This window comes from Photobacterium sp. SP02 (genome assembly GCF_038519165.1).
Classification (GTDB): Bacteria; Pseudomonadota; Gammaproteobacteria; order Enterobacterales; family Vibrionaceae; genus Photobacterium; species Photobacterium halotolerans.
The window spans coordinates 21,154-42,584 of the sequence record NZ_JASJOJ010000032.1 but is presented as its reverse complement, the minus strand read 5'-3'; the positions used below and the strand labels follow the sequence as shown (position 1 = coordinate 42,584).

Annotated in this window: 6 protein-coding genes; 4 read left to right on the top strand and 2 right to left on the bottom strand. The window is 52.8% G+C overall.

Annotated features, from left to right (window positions below; translation table 11 throughout):
* Positions 1-38: 38 nt before the first annotated feature.
* On the top strand, positions 39-14,426 hold the full coding sequence (locus P0Y67_RS14255) for a retention module-containing protein (RefSeq protein WP_342392400.1): 14,388 nt from the start codon (positions 39-41) through the stop codon (positions 14,424-14,426).
* Between the two features lie 43 nt (positions 14,427-14,469).
* Here the strand turns inward: P0Y67_RS14255 and yidD are convergent, their stop codons facing one another.
* Both yidD and P0Y67_RS14250 read right to left on the bottom strand, forming a co-directional pair.
* Entirely contained in the window at positions 14,470-14,772 is a 303-nt protein-coding gene (gene yidD, locus P0Y67_RS23015; protein WP_446728837.1) for a membrane protein insertion efficiency factor YidD, read from the bottom strand.
* 144 nt (positions 14,773-14,916) lie between these two features.
* Positions 14,917-16,557: a response regulator gene (locus P0Y67_RS14250; RefSeq protein WP_342392399.1), complete on the bottom strand. Its 1,641-nt coding sequence runs from the start codon at positions 16,555-16,557 to the stop codon at positions 14,917-14,919.
* A gap of 406 nt (positions 16,558-16,963) precedes the next feature.
* Here P0Y67_RS14250 and P0Y67_RS14245 point away from each other — a divergent pair, with 406 nt between their 5' ends.
* From P0Y67_RS14245 to P0Y67_RS14235, 3 genes are read left to right on the top strand one after another with little or no spacing between them, the layout of a single operon-like run.
* Entirely contained in the window at positions 16,964-18,418 is a 1,455-nt protein-coding gene (locus P0Y67_RS14245; protein WP_342392398.1) for a DUF4150 domain-containing protein, read from the top strand.
* Between the two features lie 12 nt (positions 18,419-18,430).
* The gene (locus tag P0Y67_RS14240; protein ID WP_342392397.1) at positions 18,431-20,668 is read left to right on the top strand and encodes a glycoside hydrolase family 19 protein; all 2,238 of its coding nucleotides are present in this window, start codon (positions 18,431-18,433) and stop codon (positions 20,666-20,668) included.
* A complete protein-coding gene (locus P0Y67_RS14235; protein WP_192016382.1) occupies positions 20,661-21,404 on the top strand; it encodes a hypothetical protein in 744 nt (247 codons plus the stop codon). Before P0Y67_RS14240 ends, P0Y67_RS14235 begins: the two co-directional genes overlap by 8 nt.
* Positions 21,405-21,431 lie beyond the last annotated feature (27 nt).

Genomic DNA, 21,431 nt, shown 5'->3' with positions numbered 1-21,431 from the left:
ACGGCAAGGTTATTGCTTCCCTGCGTCAGCGAGGCGTTATGGCAGAGTCTGTCTCAAATGGTCTGGCAACCCTGACCGTTGAAAACGGGGTGGTGTTTGTTATCAAGCCTGATGGCTCGGTAAAACCGGTCGACTTCGCCTACCAGGTTCAGTCCGATGATCTGGTGGTCGCCAACGGCTATGCCCGCTATGTCATGATGCAAAACGGTGAGCCGGTGCTGGTCGATCGGCCCTGTCCGACCTGTGTGTTACTCGACGGTGCCGGGGTCTGGGTGTCGGATCTGGCCGATAATGTTCAGTTTGAACAGCCTGACAGCGATCAAGCACCGCCGGTTGAGCTGGATATCGAACAGCTCCAGGCGCTGATCCTGGCCGGGGAAGATCCGACGGAAGTGTTTGAGGCTGCGGCATTGGGCAGCAGCAGTGCGAGTGTCGCGGCCAACAGCGGTTTTGTGGTCGTGGATTATGACGGCGACAGTGTGCTGACGGAAACCGGCTTTGATACCGAGTATGAATTCGCCGAGGCAGACGCCGACGATGAGACAGATGTGATTTATGCCGCCAGCGGCGGCGCCAGGGTCTCTGTCTCTGTCACTGAAGGTGATTTAGCCCCTGCCACTTATCCAACCGAAACAATCGCAACCGTCCTGGTGGAAGCGGGAACCTTACCGCTTGATCCCGCAGCTTTTACCTTTGATCCCGCATCGCTGAATGCCTTACTGGCAGAGCTCAGTAACGAAGTCACCTCTGGTGGTCAGCCCGTCGTTTTCCTTTTTGATGCTGGGCAGAATGCCATTATTGGTGAAAGTCAGGGACAGACGGTTATCACTCTGTCTCTGGCGGCGGAATCCAGTGGCCGCGATGTCACTGTGACTGTGACCACCACCTTAAGTGGCCCGGTTGATCACCTTGACGGCGGCGCTGGCGGCAGGGTGTTTATTGCCGATGACACCCTGACGGTGCTGGCCGATGTTCAGGGGGCCGATGTGGCCGGGAATGCGCTCGATGCCCCGATCAGCGTGACTGCCACCATTCTGGATGGCGCGGATCCGCAACTGGGCGCCGGCATCACCATTATTGATGAGGCCTCTGAGCTGGGGATCCCGCTTGCCGGCCAGGTCACTCTGGATGTCGGCAGTGACGCGATTGACACCTTGGTGTTTGATGCCGAGCAGCCTTTTCTCGCCAATGTGACCAGTAACGGTAATCCAACGACCCTGGTGGTCAATGGCAATCAACTGACCTTGCTCGATTCGTCGGGCGCCGATGTACTGACAATTACCATTAATACTGACGGCAGTTATACCGTGACACAGTTTTTGGCTGTCGATGAGGCGTCGCTGCTTGATGCTATTTTGCTGATTGGTGTCACAGCGACCGATTTTGACAGTGACAGCAGTCAGGGTTTTATTCTGATCGGGATATTTGACGGCGATACGCCTCCCGGCGGAGAAACCATCAGCCTGGCGGTGACTGAGCCGGATTTGGTTCCAGATGATTACCCGGTTTCCAACAGCAACTCCGTTACAGTCGTTGCCGGGGCAGACCGCATGGATCCGACCACACTGGAGGTGGATGCCACGCAGCGTGATGCTTTGCTGGCGGAACTGGCCGCCGAAGTGCGGTCGGGTGGTCAGCCCCTGACCTTTACCTATAACGCGCAAACGGATGCGATCGAAGGGCGTTTGCCGGATGGCGCTCTGGCACTTGCTATTACCCTGTCCTCGGCTCAGGCGGCCAATGGTCTGGATATGACGGTGAGTGCCACGCTGACCCAATACCTTCCTTTAAATCATAATCAGAGTGGTAACAGTGAAGGGCTGGTTGCTGTGTCCGGTGAAACGATTGTGATCACTGTCCCGGTGCAGGCGCGCGACACAGACGGGGATTTTCTTAATGATCCTGTATTAGTCACCAGCACTATTACCGACGGTGTGTTCCCTGCATTTGGTGATGACACGGGCGCGGTTGTCAATGAAACAGCAGACGACGGCAATGCCGTCGCAGGCCAGATCGCATTGGATATCGGCAGTGATGATGTTGCCTCTGTGACTATCATTGATAATCAGGCACTGGCTGATGCCATTGGCGCCTTGTCCAGTAACGGCAATCCGGTGACTTACAGCGTCAGTGATAACCAGCTGCAGATACTGGATGCGTCCGGCACTGTCATCCTGACCGCGACCATCAGTATTGACGGCAGTTATGAGGTGATCATCACCGATTCGTTCGATGAGCTGAGCGCCGATGATCAGATAGTATTGCCTGTGGCGGTACTGGCAACCGACGACGACGGCGATACGGCGCAGGGGCAGATCACCCTGACGATTCAGGACGGAGACGATGCGGCGGGCGCAGAGGCAGGCAGTATTGCGTTCACCGAACCTGATTTCGATCCGGATAATTACCCGCAGAGCGGGACGGATGACATTGTTATTTCGGCCGGCGCCGACCGTTTAGTGCCCGATTCGCTGACGCTGGATCCGGCACAATTGCAGGCTATTCTTGATGACCTGAGCGCGGTACTGACCTCGGATGCGCAGACCATCACTTTCTCGGTTAATCCGGCAACGGGCGCGTTGGAAGGCCGGTTGCCCGACAACTCACTGGCGTTAGAAGTCAACTTTACTACGGCGCAGTCCGGCGCTAAAGATCTGGCGGTCAGTATTACTGTCACTCAGCATGTGCCGCTGGACCATCTCGACAGTGCCGTCGTTTCACCCTATATCACCACCAACGGCGAGACGATTGCCTTAACTCTGCCACTGAACGCTGAGGATACTGACGGCGACAGTTTAGCGACCCCGGCAGCCGTGACTGTCACTATTACGGACGGCGATGACCCTGCTCTGGGCATCGATCCCGGGCTGCTGATTAGTGAAACCGAGGATCAAAATACGCCAGTCACAGGCAGTATTCCGGTGGACGGCGGAAGTGATGCTATCGCTTCTCTGGTCTTTGCTGACGACCAGCCTGCACTCGGTTTTACCAGCGATCTGAATCCTGTCTCTCTGGTTGCCAACGGGAATGAAATCCAGCTGGTGGACGATAACGGCACCGTGATAATGACAGTCACAATTTCACCGGATGGACAATACGAAGTCTTGCTGACCGGCACTCTGGATCAGATTGGCGTCGAGCTGGTCAGTATTCCGATGAATGTTGTGCTGACCGATGCCGATGGCGATGAGACCACAGGCGTGATCCGGGTCGATGTCGCTGATGGTCAGGATCCCATCACGCCACGGGAAAATATCGTTGTTACTTATACCGAGCCTGAGCTGGATCCCAGTGCCTATCCGGCCACGTCTTCGGAAACGACCGAGGTGCTTGCCGGTGCCGACAGGTTGTTACCCGACTCTGTCGCATTTGATGCGGATCAGATTGACGCCTTGATTGCAGAATTAAATGCAGAGCTGAGCTCAGGCGGGCAGCCGCTGATTTTTGCGGTGAATGCGACGACCGGGGCGCTGGAAGGCAGTCTGGCCGACGGGACTTTAGTGCTCAGTATATTGCCCAGTGGCGATCAGGCGGCAGGCAGCCGCAATGTCAATGTGACCGTTGAAGTCACCCAGTTCGCCCCCTTGGATCACCTGTCAGGCGGCAGTGATACCGGGCTGGTCGAGGTCAACGGTGCTGAAATCCGTATCAATGCGCCAATCCAGCTACAGGATGTCGATGGCGACAGCTTGCCGGTTCCGGTGAACAGTATCTCAGTCATTATTGACGGTAAGCTGCCGGCCTTCCTTGACGATACCGAAGTGAGCGTGAACGAAACCGGTGATCAGGGCGCGACTTTGCCCGGCAGCATAGGCATTGATATCGGCAGCGACGCGGTTGCCAGCCTGACGTTTTCACCGACTCAGCCGGGCCTGGTGGGGATACAGAGTAATGGCGAAGCGGTCACGGTTAACCGGGTTGATGATGATACGCTGCAGGTGCTCGACGCTGGCGGTAATGTGATCCTGACGGTCAATATTGACGAGAGCGGTGCGTACGATGTCACCCTGACGGGCACTTTTGATCAGACGGATAGCGATCCTCTGGTGATACCGCTGAACGTGTTGCTGACCGATGATGACGGAGACACCACGCCGGGCACTATCACTGTCAATATTACCGACGGCGGCGATGCTGCTGGCGGCGAAAGTGTCGCTGTCGGTATCATCGAGCCGGATTCAGATCCCACCTTATATCCGGAAAGTAACAGTGAAGATATAGTGATTGTCGCAGGCGCTGACCGGTTAGTGCCGGAGTCAGTACAAATCGATCCGGCCGATGTGCAGGCATTGATTGATGAGCTCAATGCCGAAGTGGCATCGGGTACCGAGCCGCTGACGTTTACGTATGACCCGGCAACCGGGGTGCTGCAGGGCGCACTGGCTGACGGCACAGTGGCTGTCAGTATCGTGCTGACGGCTACTCAGGTCACAGGCAGCAATGATGTGTCGCTCAATCTGGCCGTCACCCAGAACCTGCCGCTCAATCATAATCTGGCAGGCAACAGCGATGGTTTCGTGTCTGTCAGCGGTGACAGTATTGCCATTAATTTCAATGTACAGGCTGACGATGCAGACGGTGACAGCCTGATCACTCCGGTTAACGCGACGGTGACAATTAGCGATGGCGAGATTCCGGTACTGTTCGACGAGATAGGGGTAACCGTGAATGAAACCGCCGATAACGGCGTGGTGAACAGCGGCGGCAGCATCAGTGTGGATATTGGCTCTGATGCCGTAGCGAGCCTGAATTTTGCGCCCGACCAGCCCGGGTTGTCCGGTATCAACAGCAATGGTCAGCCAGTCAGCTTCGCGGTCAACGACAATCAAATCACGGTGAGTGATGCCGATGGTAACCTCATTCTGACCGTGACCATTGCTGAGGACGGCAGCTACGATACGCTGCTGACCGGCACGCTGGATCAGGATGCCCGCAACAGCCTGGATCTGCCGCTGAGTCTCATCATCACAGATGAGGATGGCGATACCAATACCGGTATTATCACTGTCACTGTGACTGACGGCGATGATCCTGCCGGTGGCGGAACGATTGCCCTGGCACTGACCGAACCCGACCTGGCACCGAGCGGCTACCCGGCCACCAATTCAACCACGGCGGATGTTATCGCCGGGGAAGACCGGCTTGACCCGTCTACGATTGAAATTGACCCCGCCCAGTTGCAGGGTTTGATTGATGAGCTGGCAGCAGAGCTGACATCTGGCGGACAGGCGCTGACGTTTAGTTATGACTCCGCAACGGGTGAGCTGACCGGTGCGCTGTCTGACGGTACGCCTGCCCTGACGATCACCCTGACCGCCGCACAGGCCGCAAACGGCCAGGATGTGACGCTCAGTTTTTCGACCACTCAGCATTTACCGCTGGATCATAATCAAGCCGGTAATGATACCGGGCTGGTATCGGTCAATGGCACGGATCTGGTGGTCAGTATTCCGGTCCAGCTGGCGGATGTGGATGGTGATTCACTGCAGCAGCCGGTGAATGCTCAGGTCACTATTAGCGATGGTGTTCTGCCGTCACTCGGCACAGACAGCGGCACCAACTTCACCGAAACCTTTGATGAACAGACAGTCGACGGCAGCATACCGCTGGACATCGGCAGCGATGCCATCGCTTCGCTTGAATTTGCCGACAGTCAGCCGTCGCTGGAGGATCTGATCTCCAACGGGGTGAACACCAGTTATACGGTGACAGGCAATGTCATCGAATTAGTAACAGACACAAACGGCACCCCAGTCCTGACGGTCACCGTGAATACCGATGGCACCTACACGGTTGTGCAGCATCTGCCGCTGGAGCAACTGGAGGAGGGGGATGTCACCGAGCTGGTGCTGCCGCTGATTGCGGTTGATCAGGACGGTGACAGCAGTAATCAGGGCAATCTGATCATCAATATTACCGATGGCCCGGATGCGGAAGGCGGCAACCGCACGCTCAGTATCACCGAAGGCGATTTGGAGACCACAAACCCGGCAGACGCCTACCCGGTTGATAACGCCACCACCTTTGCAATTGCTGCCGTGACGGATGATCTGGTCGCCAGCACCCTGATGCTCGAAGCCGGTGCGGCGGACACGCTGCAAAATGAGCTGTCCGCACTGACCTCAAACGGTGAAGCGTTAACTGCGATTGTCGACGAATCCGTCGATGGCGTGGTTACCATTATCCTGGTGACAACGGGCGGCAATGATCCGGTACTCACCGTGACATTCACGGCCAGCCAGAATGGCAGCGATGTCGATGTCACCGCCAGTGTGGAGCAGTTCCGCCCGTTGGAGCATGTCGATTTTAACGGAGACATCGTACTGGCCAATGGCAGCGACATTCGCATTGATGTGCCCTTGCAGGTCGCCGACAGTGACGGTGATTTACTGACGCCCCCGGATGTGACCCGGATTGCGATCATCGACGGTGATCTGCCGGCATTTGGCAGTGATTCCGGCGCCAGCCTCAATGAAGGCGATGACGGAGTGGCAACCGGTAACGGCAATATAGCGGTGGATACCGGCAGTGACGATATTGTTGCTGTGTTCTTTGATGCGACGCAGGCCGCGCTCGACAATCTGACCAGCAATGGCTTCGACACTGATTATCTGGTCAGCGGCGATACGATCACAGTGACCCGCACCGATGATCCCTCAATCACTGTGCTGACAATCACCCTAGACACAGACGGCAACTATGTGGTGAACCAGACCCAGCCGCTCGATCAGTTTGATGCGCCGGATAACAATAATCTGTCCCTGACGGTACTGGCACAGGACAGGGATGGCGATGTCAGCGCACCGGGCGCGATAACAATCACCATTGCTGATGGCACCAATGCCGACGGCAGCTTTACCGGTGTGAATACCATTGTCTTCACTGAAGGCGATCTCACCCCGGCCGATCCGGCCGACGGTTATCCGGTCTCGGGACAGACAGAGTTAACGATCAATCCGGGTGTCGACCGGCTCGACCCGGCCACAGTCACCCTTGATGCTGCCACGCTGGCCCAGCTGATCAGTGAGCTGGAGGCGGAAATCACCGCAAGCGGCCTGCCGGTGACAGCAAACTGGGATAATGCGGCCAAGGTACTGACCCTGACCGCTGGTGGTGCAACCGTGCTGACCGCGACGCTGGTCGTCACCCAGAACGCCGATGGCGCAGGGGTGGATATCACCCTGGTGGTCGAGCAGTTGGCGCCTTTGGATCATAACGGGACAGACACCTCAGATCTGGTGGTGTCGGCAAACGATCAGATTCAATTCCAGCTGCCGGTTCAGGTGCAGGATACCGATGGTGATTTTCTCGATAATCTGGTGCCGGTCAATGTGACGATCCAAGACGGTGATGATCCTGTGCTCACTGCCATTGAAGCGGTGAGCGTGACAGAAGCCGATCTGGATGGCGGCAGCGGCGTCCATCCGGGCACCAATCCCGGCGGTGACGGCGAATCTGCCACCGGCCAGATCACGCTGGATTCCGGCTCTGATCAGGTGGCGGAGTTTGTCGTGGATGTCGATGCCTTCAACGCCGCCAATGCCGGACTGACCTCAGGCGGCAACCCTGTGACCCTGATTTATGATGCCGGGACAGACACTTATCTGGGGCAGGCCAATGGCGTCACAGTGTTCATTCTGGATTTTGATGTGGCGACAGCCAGTTACAGCTTTACCCTGACCGGGGCGCTTGATCACCCCCAACCGGATGACGATACCAGCCTGCAGCTGGATTTCACCGTCACAGCCGTTGATCAGGATGAGGATCCCAGCGGCGCGGTCACGCTGTCGGTCACAGTGAATGATGATACGCCGAACACGGCTGATGTTACCTTCGACACTTTGGTGGAAGGACAGACAAGCAGCACGCTGGATCTGCTGGCGGTCAGCCAGGAAGGGGCCGATGATGCGCAAGTGACGGCCATTATTGACGCAGACGGTAACCGGACCGACTTAGCCAGCGAGACGCCGGATGCCAACGGGTTTATCGCGGTCGATATTTTTGAAAGCGGCCAGCTGATTGGTCAGTTATTTGTCCAACCGGAAGGGGACGCGTTTTTTGTCTCGCAACCAGAGATTGATCATGCCGATGTGGCCCTGACCAGCACGCTGACATTCGAAGTGCTCGATGGCGATAACGATCTGGACACCAGCCTGATCAACCTGACCATCACAGATGACAACCCGGTGCTCACGGTTGACCCTGCGCAGGGCGTGGAAGAGCAGGGGCGTAATCCGGACCCGGATGAGAGTCTGGCCGATCCGACGCTGGGGATTCCTGTCACCATGTCGATTGATCTGGGCGATCAGGACAGAGGCGAAGCCATAGGTGATGTTTTCATCGTTCTGCCGGCCGACCCGCACGGGGATTTCTATCTTAACGGTGTGCTGATCACCCCGACTGGCGGCCAGATACAAATTCCTGCCAGTGCCTTTACCGACGCTGACGGCGACGGTGTGTTTGAACTGCAAGGGGTCACCTTTGTGCCGGAGCCCGATTATTCAACGGCCGCCGAGCCCGGCTTCTTGCTGGATTTCACCGTGACCGCCCAGATTGACGTCACACAAGGTACGCCGCCGGCTCAAATGACCGGCACCTTGTCCGTCGATGTGCAAGGCATTGCCGATGTGCCTGTCTGGGACGGCGCGGCACAGGTTCACTACGGCAACGGGCAGGAAGACAGTGACAATATCAATATCGGCCCGTCATTCAACGCCTTGCTGCAAGATACCGACGGCTCCGAAGAGCTGGTATACATTGTGCGTATTGTCGAAGGTGAGGGACAGATAGTCGGTGAAGGGCTGATTGATCAAGGCGACGGGTCTTTCTTGGTTCCTGTCAGTCAGATCAATACTGTGGCTGTCGATCCGGCGGATAATTTCAGTGGCGATATCCGCCTCGAACTGATCGCCCAGAGTACGGAAACCCTGAACCCGCTGGCCGGTTCGGAAACCGCCCAGTCTGTGGTTCAGGAAGTGGTGATCAACGTGCTGCCGGTGGCTGATGATGCACAGCTCAGAGTGACACGTGTTGAGGGACTGGAAGATGAACCGATTCCGCTCAGCGATCATATTACGCTGACCGAGCTGGACGACACCGCCGATGATTTTGGCGTAGAAACCCTGTTTGTCCGTATTTCTGGGCTGCCTGATGGCGCTGTCCTGCTGCAAAACGGCACGCCACTCACCCCGGATGCCAATGGCGTCTATGAATTTGCCTATACCGACATCGGCGAGATTGCGTTACAGCCAGTGCCGGAAAGCAATGTCGATTTTTCGTTCACCGTGGAAGGCGTTGTCCGTGATGAAGTAGACATTACTCTGGCAGACGGCACCACCACCACGGCGACCGATGAGCGGGTGATTCCGGCGCAGACCATCAATGTCGCGCTGACCGGTGTGGCCGATCAGCCCTTTATTGACACCACAGGCTCCACCTGGACCGAAGTGCCCGGCGAGGATGCACTGGAAACCACCATAGAGGAAGGCGGTCAGGTCACGGTGGATTTCATGGTGTCGTCGGGGGAGAAACCCAATGCCCCTGATGATGATTCTGAAATCTTGTCGGTCCTGGTGGCCAATATTCCGCAAGGCACTGTGATCTTCGATGCCTCAGGCAATGAGCAGACCCTGATTTTTGCCGGGACAGACCCGGACACCGGGTTGCCCAGATATCAGCTGAGCCTGAACGGTAGTGTCACCGCCGGCGATATTGTGATTCAGCCGCCACCCAATGCGACCGAAGATGTGGTGTTGGATGTACGCTATGTGGTGACAGAAAATGATGGTGATCAACTGGTCTATGACACCAATCTGATTATTCATATTGAGCCTGTCATCAACAGTGGCGATTACACCCGAATCAGTCAGGGGCTCGAAGATCAACCTGTCACGATAGACTGGCAACCCGTGCTGGCGGACAGCAAGGAGTTTGCCACCGGCCTGACGATTCAGAACATACCGACAGCTCCCGGTTACTCGCTGCAAATTAATGATGGTGGCAGCATTACGACTCTGACTGTCGACGGCAGCGGCTCAGTAACACTCAGCGCGGCGGAATTTGCTTTATTACAGGGCGGGGCACAGTTGCAGCTCGTCGCTCCGGAAGACTCAGATCTGGATGTCACCCTGACCACAGTGGTGGACATGCAGGAAGATGATGTCGACTCACCCGCAGTGGCCACCGGACAGGTAACAGGCACTATTACGCTGGATATTCGGGCGGTTGTCGAACCGGATGCCGGCATAGGTGTTCAGATTGGCACGGACGGCAGCGGCAATCCGATCTTTGAAGACAACGAGATCACGGTCGATGGTGAACTGGACTTAACCGGCGGCCCTGATTCCGTCGGCATCGTCGCGTTTGAAGATTTTGATCCCAGCAGCGATGAAGTGATCACCAATGTGGTGATTACCTTTTTAGATCAGCCCAATGCCGGATTTGTGGTGATCGGCGGGATTAACAACGGGGACGGCAGCTGGGTGGTGCCAGCCGGGGATATTGATCAGATCCGGATTATTGCGCCGCCGAATTTTGTCGGCTCGGCGCAAATTGAAATCGCCGGTGAAGTCCAGGATCTCAGTGATGACGGCGATACCAGTGCCATTGTTATTGTCTCTGATGTGATCACCGTGAATTTCAGTCAGGGGGATTTTGATAAGTTCGCCGGTGAGATTATCGTTGATGACTCTGTCGTGGTGCTGGGCACGGAAGATACCCAGGTCGTATTAGGCGACTATCTGCTGCAAATTGTGCAGGTAGATACCGCATCCGGCGATCAGGGCGACGATGAATTCTCCCTGGTGATTGACGCCAGTTTATTGCCGCCGGGTGCCTCGATATCCGGTATGGAGTTTAATTTCACCACAGGCCAGTACCAGCTCAAAGCGCCCGTGAATCCTGACGGAACCGTGGATTTGACCGGCGTAACACTCAATCTGCCGCAGGATTTCGCCGGTGATTTCATGCTGGAGGTCCGTTACGTCAACACGGATATTGTCAGTGGTGACACTAATCAAGTGACGGACAGCATCCCCATTCGTGTCTCGCCTGTGGTGGATACGCCCAGTTCCAATATTTCGGTGGTCGACACCCAGGGGTTAGACGCCAACCGGCAACCTGTGTCGGAATCCGGCGAGCCGGAAGTCATAGTAACAGGCACGGCCTATGAAGATGGGCTGATCACGCTGGATTTAGGCGGGGTGGTGGGTGACATCAGCACCACCGAAGAAGAAGGCCTGGAAACCTTCACACAGGTCATTATTACTGTGGCCGATCCGGCCACGGGGTCATTAGTCGATGCGAATGGCAACCTGGTCACCAGCATCACGATTACCGATGCCAGCCAGCTCAGCGCAGTGCAATTTCAGCCCGCGGAGGATTACAGCGGTACTGTGGAATTATTGCTGAACGCCGATGTGCAGGATCTGGCGGTTTTTGATGAAACTCCGGGCGCGCCGACAGAAACGGATACGGCAAATGTCAGTGGCAGTACCAGTTTTGAAATTATTGCTGTCAACGATCAGGTCGAGTTCATCGGCACCGATGTCCCCATCGTGCAGTTTGAGGATTCAACGGAAATTATTCTGGGCGGGATTTCCGGTGCTGCCCTGGATATTGATGGTTCAGAGCAGTTTTTGTCGGTCAAGCTGGAAAATGTGCCTGAAGGTTTTGTTGTCTTAGGGGCGGCGAATAACGGGAATGGCGAATGGTCGTTTCCGGCTGGGGGAGGCAGCAATATCACAGTCGTTCCTCCCAAAGATTTCAGTGGCGTGGTGAATATTGACATTGTGGTGTTCACCAAAGAAGACAGCCTGCCCGATCCGGTTGAGTTCCGCGATACCTTCAATCTGGTGATCATCCCGGTGGCTGACGGGGTGGATACGGACATTACAACCATTGCCACAGGCACGGAAGATCAGAATGTCGAGCTGCTCCTGAATATTCAGGCCATCGATGATGAACTCAGCGTGGCAGAAGCGCCCAATGTCAATGAAACCAGTCCTGAGATGCTGCAGATCATCGTATCCAACGTGCCGGATTCCAGCAGCATTGAACTGCCACCGGGTGTACCCGGTAACGTGACGGATAACGGTGACGGCAGCTGGACGGTGCAGGTGGAAAGCTCCTCGCTGGACAGTCTGATCTTCGTGCCGGGTGATGCCAACAGCAGTAACTGGAACGGTGAGCTGAATCTGGATATCCGTGCTGTCGATTTAGACGACGAAGCCACGGATGATCTGGCGGTCTTTGAAACCATTACGGTGACACTGGACAGTGTTAACGATGCACCGGTCAATGTCGTACCGACCGATCCGCTGACCGTCGATGAAGACACGACGCTGCTGATCAATACCCTGCAGGTGACCGACGTTGATGTCGATGAAGACACCGAAGGCACAATGACAGTCACCCTGTCTGTTACTGACGGCGTACTGGCGATCCCATCCGGCAGTGCTACCGGCGCGTTAAGTATTAGCGGCGACGGCACAGGCACATTAGTGCTGGAAGGCTCTGTCACGGATATCAATGCCTTGCTGAGCAGCGGACTCAATTTTACCCCTGATGCTGAATTCAGTGGCGATATCACCCTGACGATGACCTCCAATGATCAGGGCAATACCGGTACAGGCGGGGCGCTGGAAGACACAGACACTGTCACCATACAGGTACAGGCCATCAACGATGCTCCTGTACTGCCTGCGATGCCGGATCAGACGGTAGATGAAGACAACGTGTTGATCATCAACGGCCTGTCGGTGACAGATGTCGATTTCAACGACGCAGGATCAACAGGTGTGATGACGGCCACACTGAGCGCGACAAATGGCACCTTATCTGTGACTGTTCCCGGCGGCTCAGGCGCAACAGTGACAGATAACGGCACAGGAACTGTCATTCTGGAAGGCAGCTTGGATGAGATCAATGCCATTCTGGCGGCGGGTGTCAGTTATCAGGGCGAGGCCAGTTTCAATGGCGATGATCTGGTTACCGTGAGTGTGAATGACAACGGCAATGTGGGCACAGATGGCCCGAAAACCAGCTCAACCACGGTCAATGTCACGGTCACGCCGGTGGCGAATCCGCCCACGCTGACGCTGACTGTGCCGCAAACGGCAGCCATGCGCGGCGCGCTGGGGGTCTTAATACCGCTGCTGGGGCTGGAAGCGGTGGCCGCCGATCCGAATGAAACCCTGACCGTTGAGATTCGTAATCTGGGTGCCGGTCAGCTGGTGGACAGCAGTGGCACCAGTATCGGCACCGATAACGGCGATGGCAGCTGGACAGTGCCCCCCGATTTACTCAGTGAACTGTTTGTGACCGGGTTGCCGGAAGGGACGATAAATCTGGAGGTGGTGGCCGTCTCGGAAGAAACCGACGGCAGTCAGGCAGAATCGGCACCGGTTGCGATTGAAATTCGTATCGATGATCCGGCCAATACCGGTGGCGAAATTGGTACCGGTGATGGCGGCGAGCCGAATCTGGTGATCAGTGGTGACGGTGACGACACCCTGTTCGGCGGCGACAGTGATGATATTCTGATCGGCGGATTAGGCGCGGACATTCTGGTTGGCGGCGCAGGCGATGACATTCTCTGGGGCGGTGAAGAAGGCGGCACCGGCGACGGGGTTCGCGATCTGTTCAAATGGATAGCGGTTGATCTTGGCAGCGCGGGCAGTGCTGCAACCGATACAGTAAAAGATTTCGAATCCGGCATTGACGGGATTGATCTGACCGAAGCGGTGGATACCTCTGGCAGCACCTCCTTTGATGATTTGGCTGCGCAGATTCAACTGGCCGACAGCGGCAGTGATACGCTGCTCAATATTCTTGACGGCGGTGCTCTTGTGCAGAGCATCGTATTGGAAGGCGTCAGTCAGGCCAGTTTGCTTGGGGAAGATCCGGCCGGATTAACCGACGGAGAGAAACTGGAAACTTTATTCAACAATGGCTCCCTGCTGCTTGATATCAGCTTTGCCACCATAGCGGATGATCAGCTGGCAGCGACAGCCTCGGGCAGCACCCTGAATGCACTGGCCGGTGACGATACCCTGATTGCCGGACCCGGTGATGACATCTTAACCGGCGGGGAGGGCGCCGATAATTTTGTGATCAATACATCGTCTGTTACCACGCCGGCCAATACTGATGTGATTACAGATCTGAATCCCGGTGAAGATGTCCTGACCTTGTCGGATGTGCTACCGGACGACGGCGCTGATGACTTAAGCCGTCTGCTCGATAACATTGATGCCAGTATCGATACCAGCGACAGCATCAATCTGGCAGTAAGTACGGTGAGTGGTGAGCACAATGTGGTGCTGGAAAATCTGGACCTGAGTGGCCTGGGTCTGGATATCAGCTCATCCGCCACAGAAATTGTCACTTCGCTGTTCGACAACAATGTGTTTAACCTGGATCCCTAGTGGCTGATGTCAGAAACAAGACACTGAAGCACAGTCATAGCATTCAACATGACCAGCATAAACAAGACCAGGCAATCGGGTCGATGCAGTCAATGTCATCATCTTTGCGACGGCGCTTGCGACGGGGTTTGTTGGCCTGTAATTGTAACGACGCGGCTTTGCATGCTTTGAATTGCTGGGATATCTCTTTGCCGATTGATGTCCAGTGGCTGGTTTCTAAAATCGTAATGACGGCCCCGGAACAACTCTGTCCTCCGTGAAACGCCGCATGTGCGCACCGAAATCCTTTGTGTGGGGAAAGGTAGCGCTGATAGCCCCTGATCGCCCAGATTGCCAATACTCGCATGTTTACCTCTGGCTGCTAAAGCGTGTATTCAGACACAGCCTTTTTAAGACTGTCTACTGGCATAGGCGGTCATCAGCGTTGAATTGTGAGGTTTCTGCGAATGTTTGAACAGCTCACAGTCACTTTGGGTGTCGATAGCCATGATTACGCCACTCGCATGGTTGCTAACCGGTACAGATCCAGCGCACGTTTTTTCTGCTGTTCAGTCGGGCGCTTATCATGGCAGTAAAGCCAGTAGCAGGATTTCAGAATCTCATTGACCTCATCATGCTGTAGCCCGGCAGGGGTGGCCAGTGCGGTGAGCTCCAGAATTAAAAAACACAGTTCATGGTGAAACGGCACAATGAAAAAAGCACGATAAGCGTGTTTGAGCGCTTTGTTGGCAAGGTTCTGCTGCCGGTATGACTGCGCTTTCTTAACCAGTGCACCCCCCAGTTTCAGCCGTTGGTAAATTTCATCCTGAAAGCCGTTCAGCAGCTCAATCTGACTGAGCATCAGCCCTTCATCTTCTGTCTGGCCGCAGATTTTGCGCGCTTTGACCATGGCCGCTTCATACATGTCCGGCATGCCGCAGAATCCATACATACGTGCCAGATTCAGCGCAGTGTAAAAGTCATCCGTCTCTACGCTATCCATCTCAATTTGACTGGCGATGCTGTAGCAATTTTGAATCTCCCCGCGCATGCAGGCGAGTATGGCCAGACCAACCAGTAAGCTGGGGTGATTTTCGAGCCGTTTATCTTCTTTCGTCGCTTTCTGATTAAGCTGAACGAGTGCATTACGCGCTTCATCAATCAGCTGTGTCGTGTGCTTGGCATCGCGGGAATAGATGCTGGCCAATAGCAGCGAGATGGAAGCGTTCACTTCCACGCCGTAACTGTACTGGCTGGTGTCTGCGACTTTGCGGATGAAACGCTGATAGCCGGTTGCAGCTTTATTATGGTCCTGTTGGTGTGCGTACAGGTTGGCAATAATCAGCTCCCGGATCGGGTTAGCCGGATTGATTTTATGAAGCATCAGAAAATGCTGTAAGGCTTGCGGCAGATCGTCTTGTCTGATCAGACAGTTAGCCAGTCCCTGGCGGGCTTTTGGATGGTGCGGATGTTTTGCCAGAATTTCGTGGAAAATATCTTCTGCCTGCTTCAGTTTGCCTAAACCTTGTAATGCATTACCGAAGCCTATCATGGGCCAGATATGCTGTGTTTCCGCACAGGCTTTTGCATAAAAAGCTTCAGCTTCCAGATGACGCTGTAACCGCAACAGACAGTCACCCTGTATGCGTGTGATGTAGCCTTTAAATTTGGGGAAGTCTTGTGTCAGGGACGAGGCGAGATGCAGGGCCTGTTCGTATTTTTTTTCATCGATAGCAGTCAGTAGTACCTTCAATGCCGTTTTTCGCTCCAGTACGTATTCGATTCTCGAAATGAAGTCAGCAAACCGAAACGGCTTAATCAGATAATCATCGGGTTCCAGCTCCAGAAAATGGGTCACGACTTGCTGGCTGTTATCGCCGGTCACACAGATAAATACGCTGCTGGGTGATAACAGGTGGTTATGTTTGATCTCATCGAAAATAAGCCCGCCATCAATGTGGTGCTGCATATTGTAATCGCAAAGCACCACGTCGTACTGGTTAGTTCGCAGCATGCGGAGCGCTTTCAGGCTGTCTGTGGTGGTCTGAATATGTGAGTTGGATACACCGGCATTAGTCAGCATAGAGCGCGTCAGTGCGATAGCTGTATTGCTATCGTCAATGATTAAAAAAGAGTGGTGACATAACAACATAGGCCTCGCCTTCCCTGACAGAGTTTACTCATAGACAAGATTAGCCCATTGTTGCATATCTGTTCAGGAATTCACGCTACTTAGTTGTCATCACTGCAGAATTAACATCTGTCTCACCCGGTTCAGTTCTGGGAAATCCTGCTGTGCTATGGCACGCCTTCTCTGAGAAAAGATCACAAGACCAGATAACTAAGACCTTATAATTAAGACCCGATAATTAAGACCAGAGAATCAAGGTCAGAAAAGCAAACGCGAGTCATCAGGACAGAAACGGAATCCGGTTCTCACTTCGGGGTAAACCGTTAAATCGACAGTAAAATCCGTCTTATTCACTGAGATTCCAGTGAGAAAGCAATCCTATCTTGTTGATAAAATGGCCTAATTATTGATGAGATGAGGACGGGTAATGCCGGTAACAGTAAGTGCAGATGGGTTGAGTATTGTCCACCAGGGCTCGGAGGGCGTAGCAAACGCCGATATTCCGGATGTTTGTATGACACAGTGCGGACCACCTGTTGTGCCGATTCCTTATTCCAATGAAGCCAAATCAGCCGATCTGGTGGATGGAACGACAACGGTGACCATGGACGGTGGCAACAGTATCGCCATTAAACCCAGCAAATTCTCGACCAGTACCGGCGATGAAGGCGGAGACAAGAAGGGCATAGTCTCTGGTGTGATTCAGGGTGAAGCGGCTTTTGTTACTGCTTCTGCAACGGTCAAAATCGAAGGCGAAGGGGTTGCCCGCTTGTCCGACATGATGACCATGAACAAAGCCAATACCATGTGCCTGTCTGGCGTATCCCAAGCCAGTGTCGAGGTACCGCCAGACGAAGCCGCAACGTTTGATGTCACCCTGAGTTGCCGATACCCAACGGGAGCCCCGTTGGCAAATGCGCCTTTTACTGTCACCGATGAAGGCGGGGCGGAGCTGGGCAGCGGTACGCTGGATGCTTCCGGGCAGGCCGTGGTCAGCGGGTTGGAAGAAACCCTGTGTATCTTCAATATTCAGGAATCACAGGATCCGTATCAGCCTTACAATAACCTGCCGGAAAATAGCGTCGAAAACCCGTATCCGGATTTATTCAGCTATTGCTCAGCCGTGGCGGGCAATCGCGTGCCGTTCTGGCAGGAACGCAGTGGCGTGCGCAACGACTGGGGTGTTTTGCTGTCGGAAACCTTCTCTGATCCGGATTTCGAATCACTGGTGCGGTTTGAAAGCCAGTTCAGCGCCACATATTTCGCCACCGAACATCAGCATAAAGTGTTTGGCGAATGTTTTGTGTCTGCCATGGACTGGATTCAACGCGACGCAGACACAGTCGATCACTACGTGCCGCTGATTCACAGTCTGGCGCCATTGTGCCATCCGCAGGGGCATATTCTCGATGCCTTGTTCACGCCGGACGAGTTTCTGCCGCCGGCCTTTTTACTGGGTGGTGTGCGCTATCACGGCACAGGCAACAGCATCGAATACATCCGCAATATGGACTGGGACGCTGTCGCTCAGTCGTTCAGTCAATACATCGACAATTTTGTCGGGGTGATAGCCGATTATCTCGCCTTTATTAAACTGCAGGCGGAATACGAGCACCGCACCGTGATAGTAGAAGGGATTGCCCGTTATGAAGACGGCTTAAAAACCCTGAAGCGGCTTCTGCCGGACATTACGGCACAATATTTTTCTTCGTTAAGTGAGAAGTTGGTGCAGCTAATTGAAAACGCAGAAGAAAGCATTGTGACAAACACCCAGGTTTCCGGTTACAGTTCCACAGTCGGCCAGGTGACTGCTGTGGTATTCACAACAGCAAACACCGGACAGGAAAGCCTGATTCCGTTCCTCGATGTGTATTCAGACTAAGGTAACACGAGCATGAAAACCGCATTTCCCATCTGTCAGGTCGACGGTAGCCAGTTCAACGATGTGTCTGCACTGAAGGTGCTGCTGAACGGGCAGACCAGTGGTCGTTACATCATCAGCAAAGGCCGTGGCTGGCACGGCGGCATTCACTTCAATAACCGTATTGCATTCTGGGCACAGCACTTCCAGCCGGTTCAGGCCATGGCCGACGGTGAGCTGGTGGCTTATCGCATGGCGGAAGAATACCCGACCACACAGTACCTGGAGACCACCTCCAGCTACAGTAACAACTTCTGCCTGCTGCGCCATACCTTCCAGAACCCGGATCAAGAAGACGAAAGTTACACTTTCTATTCCCTGTACATGCATTTGCAATCGCAAAAAGAAATCCAGGATTCGATTACAGCGGCGGAAAGTGCGAGCCAGATATCCTATATCCGCTTGAAAAAGAACTGGAACTCTCGGAGTGAGCCGGGAAGTGCAGATTTTGACAAGAAAGTGCTACTGCCTAAAGATTCAATCCTGAAGCTTATTGATCCTTCACGAGCAACAGTAACCAAAGACAAGATTAGAAATACCGAATATGACTTTCTTAAGGTCAAAGTGGTCTGCGTCGGTCAGTATGTTGGTAATAAGGATAAAGTTAAGATTCAGAATGAAGCCGATCAGAAGCTGAATCAGGAGGTCTGGCTGGCCATTAAGCAATACGGTGAAGGCACCAATCCGGAGGAGTTTTGGAACAATTTGGCTGAGCCGTTAACCAAAAAAATGCCACCATGGCACACCAAAAATGGCCCTGAAAATAATTTACCCATCGTCGCTGATGGTACCGTCCAGGTGCCCGAACTGCCGATTAACATCAAAGCCGGCGAACACCTGGGTTATCTGGGTAAGTACGAGTACCTTAAAAATGCCCAGGGCAATATTGATCAGGAATACCGCGTTCATCTCGAAGTGTTCTCAAACGATCGCCCGCCGGAATATTTCCTTAATGCTCTGGCCGGCGGACAAGAAGAACATGGTTTTCAGGTTATCGACGGGAGCAGCAGTACCGGCGTCATGGAGCCGGCAAACACCTTCTTCAACGACATTCGCCGCGCAATCGACACAGACAACGACGGCCAGATCTCAGAAAACGAATTGGTTGCCTTCTATCAGGCCGCCACGAACAGACTTGAAAAAGTAATCGCCAAGCACCCGAGTGAGTGGTATTCCAAGGCAGAAGAGCACTGGTTTAATCAAGTATTGGCAATGAGCCAAAAGTTGACAGAAGCAAGTTTAAGCCGATATTTTGATTCGACTGAAAGTTATATGTCGTCGGAATTTCGTAAAAACTTCGTACAGTCATACGACAGTTTTGCCATCCATGAAAAAGAGCGCATCGATAACACCAGTTGGATGCAGGATATCAACCCTGAAAAACTAGAACTAAAGCCAGAGGTTTGGCATTTTTGGCCGTTTACTATCGGTAGCTATGGATACCAGATATCTAAAGAAAAAATGGCTGCGTTATTCCCCGATGCTCCAGAAGGGAAGCGAGAAGAAGTTCGGATTTTATTTAATGCTAATGCTGAACTATTCGAAATCAATACGCATGAACGTGCGGCTCAGTTTTTTGCGCAGATTAGAGAGGAAGTAGGTGATAGCCTGCTTGGGAAAGAAGAAGACTTATGGTATAGCGTCGAAGGGTTAAGAGGTAAAGCATATTTTCTAACTTACACAACTGAAGCAGATCAGTTAGGATATAAAAGAATAACAAGCGATGAGTATGCTATTTTATCTGAACAGGATAAAGGAAAGTATACTAAAAGAAAATCTTATTACTATTCTCAATTCCCTCAGGAATATGAAATTGCTAAAAGAGTTTATGCTTGCCCTAATGGTTATTTTGAATTGATACAAGGAGGGGATGAATCCGGTTGGTTATATAGAGGGAAAGGTTTTATTCAGTTAACATGGTTAGTTAATTATAAAGATGTACAAAAGGTTCTTGAGGATAAAATAAAAGGTTTTGAGTTTGACATTGTTAACAATCCGGAGGTTTTGCTAGAAACTAAAGTTGGTTTTCTCTCTGCACTAGGATTTTGGGAGTTAAAAAAAATCAATAATGTAGTTGATGGAACTATTGAGTCAACGGATAGAGTTACAGATATAGTCAATAAACGTACACCAAGTAGAGCTGAACGAAGACAGCATTTTTTAGATGCCTATAAAGTATTAACAGGAAGGTTGGATATAATTGATGAATAAGTTTATTATTATATTTTTCGCTATTGTTGCAAGTAAACCATCATTTGCAAATGAGAGTCAGAAATGTGTGGATTCAATTGTGAAATTGATGAAAAATGATGCATTTAATTCAAATAATGGGGAGCATCACAAAGATGAGTTAAAAGCGTACTCCTGTAAAAAAACATCCGATAGTGCCTATACAATAGCCTCATATTTACAGCTCAGTGAGAAAGATAAGAAATATGATTTATATCATTGGCGAGTTTTGTTAATTAAAGATGAGCAGCGTATTGAATCTTCGTATTCAGGATTCATAGAGGAAGAGACTGAGATTGCAGTCGGTGATGATCCAATTTTATTAGACACTCATGACTATTATCTTGATGATAACGTCAAAGCATTTGGTGTGATATTGAATGTTGGGTATGCAGCCCCCTGTTCTACAGGTGGCAGGAATCAGTATTTCAATTTATTTGTTCAAAACCAGAATAATATGAATCGGGTGTTGATTGATTATCCAATGCAAGATTGGTTTATTTTAAAAGGAAATGCTTGCTATGAAGATCAAAGAGTCATCAAGCAGATAGTAAATTCATCCGTTGAAGTACAAGAAACAAAAACAAATGGGTTCTACGATTTACTAGTAAAACGTAGAGAAATAATTGAAAATGAACGAGATGAAGTGCTGGATGAGCAACTGAAAGTCATTCACCGCAATAAGCTACTGAAGTTTGATGGTCATTTTTATCGATGATCCGTTGCTGATCATGTCTTGAGGACG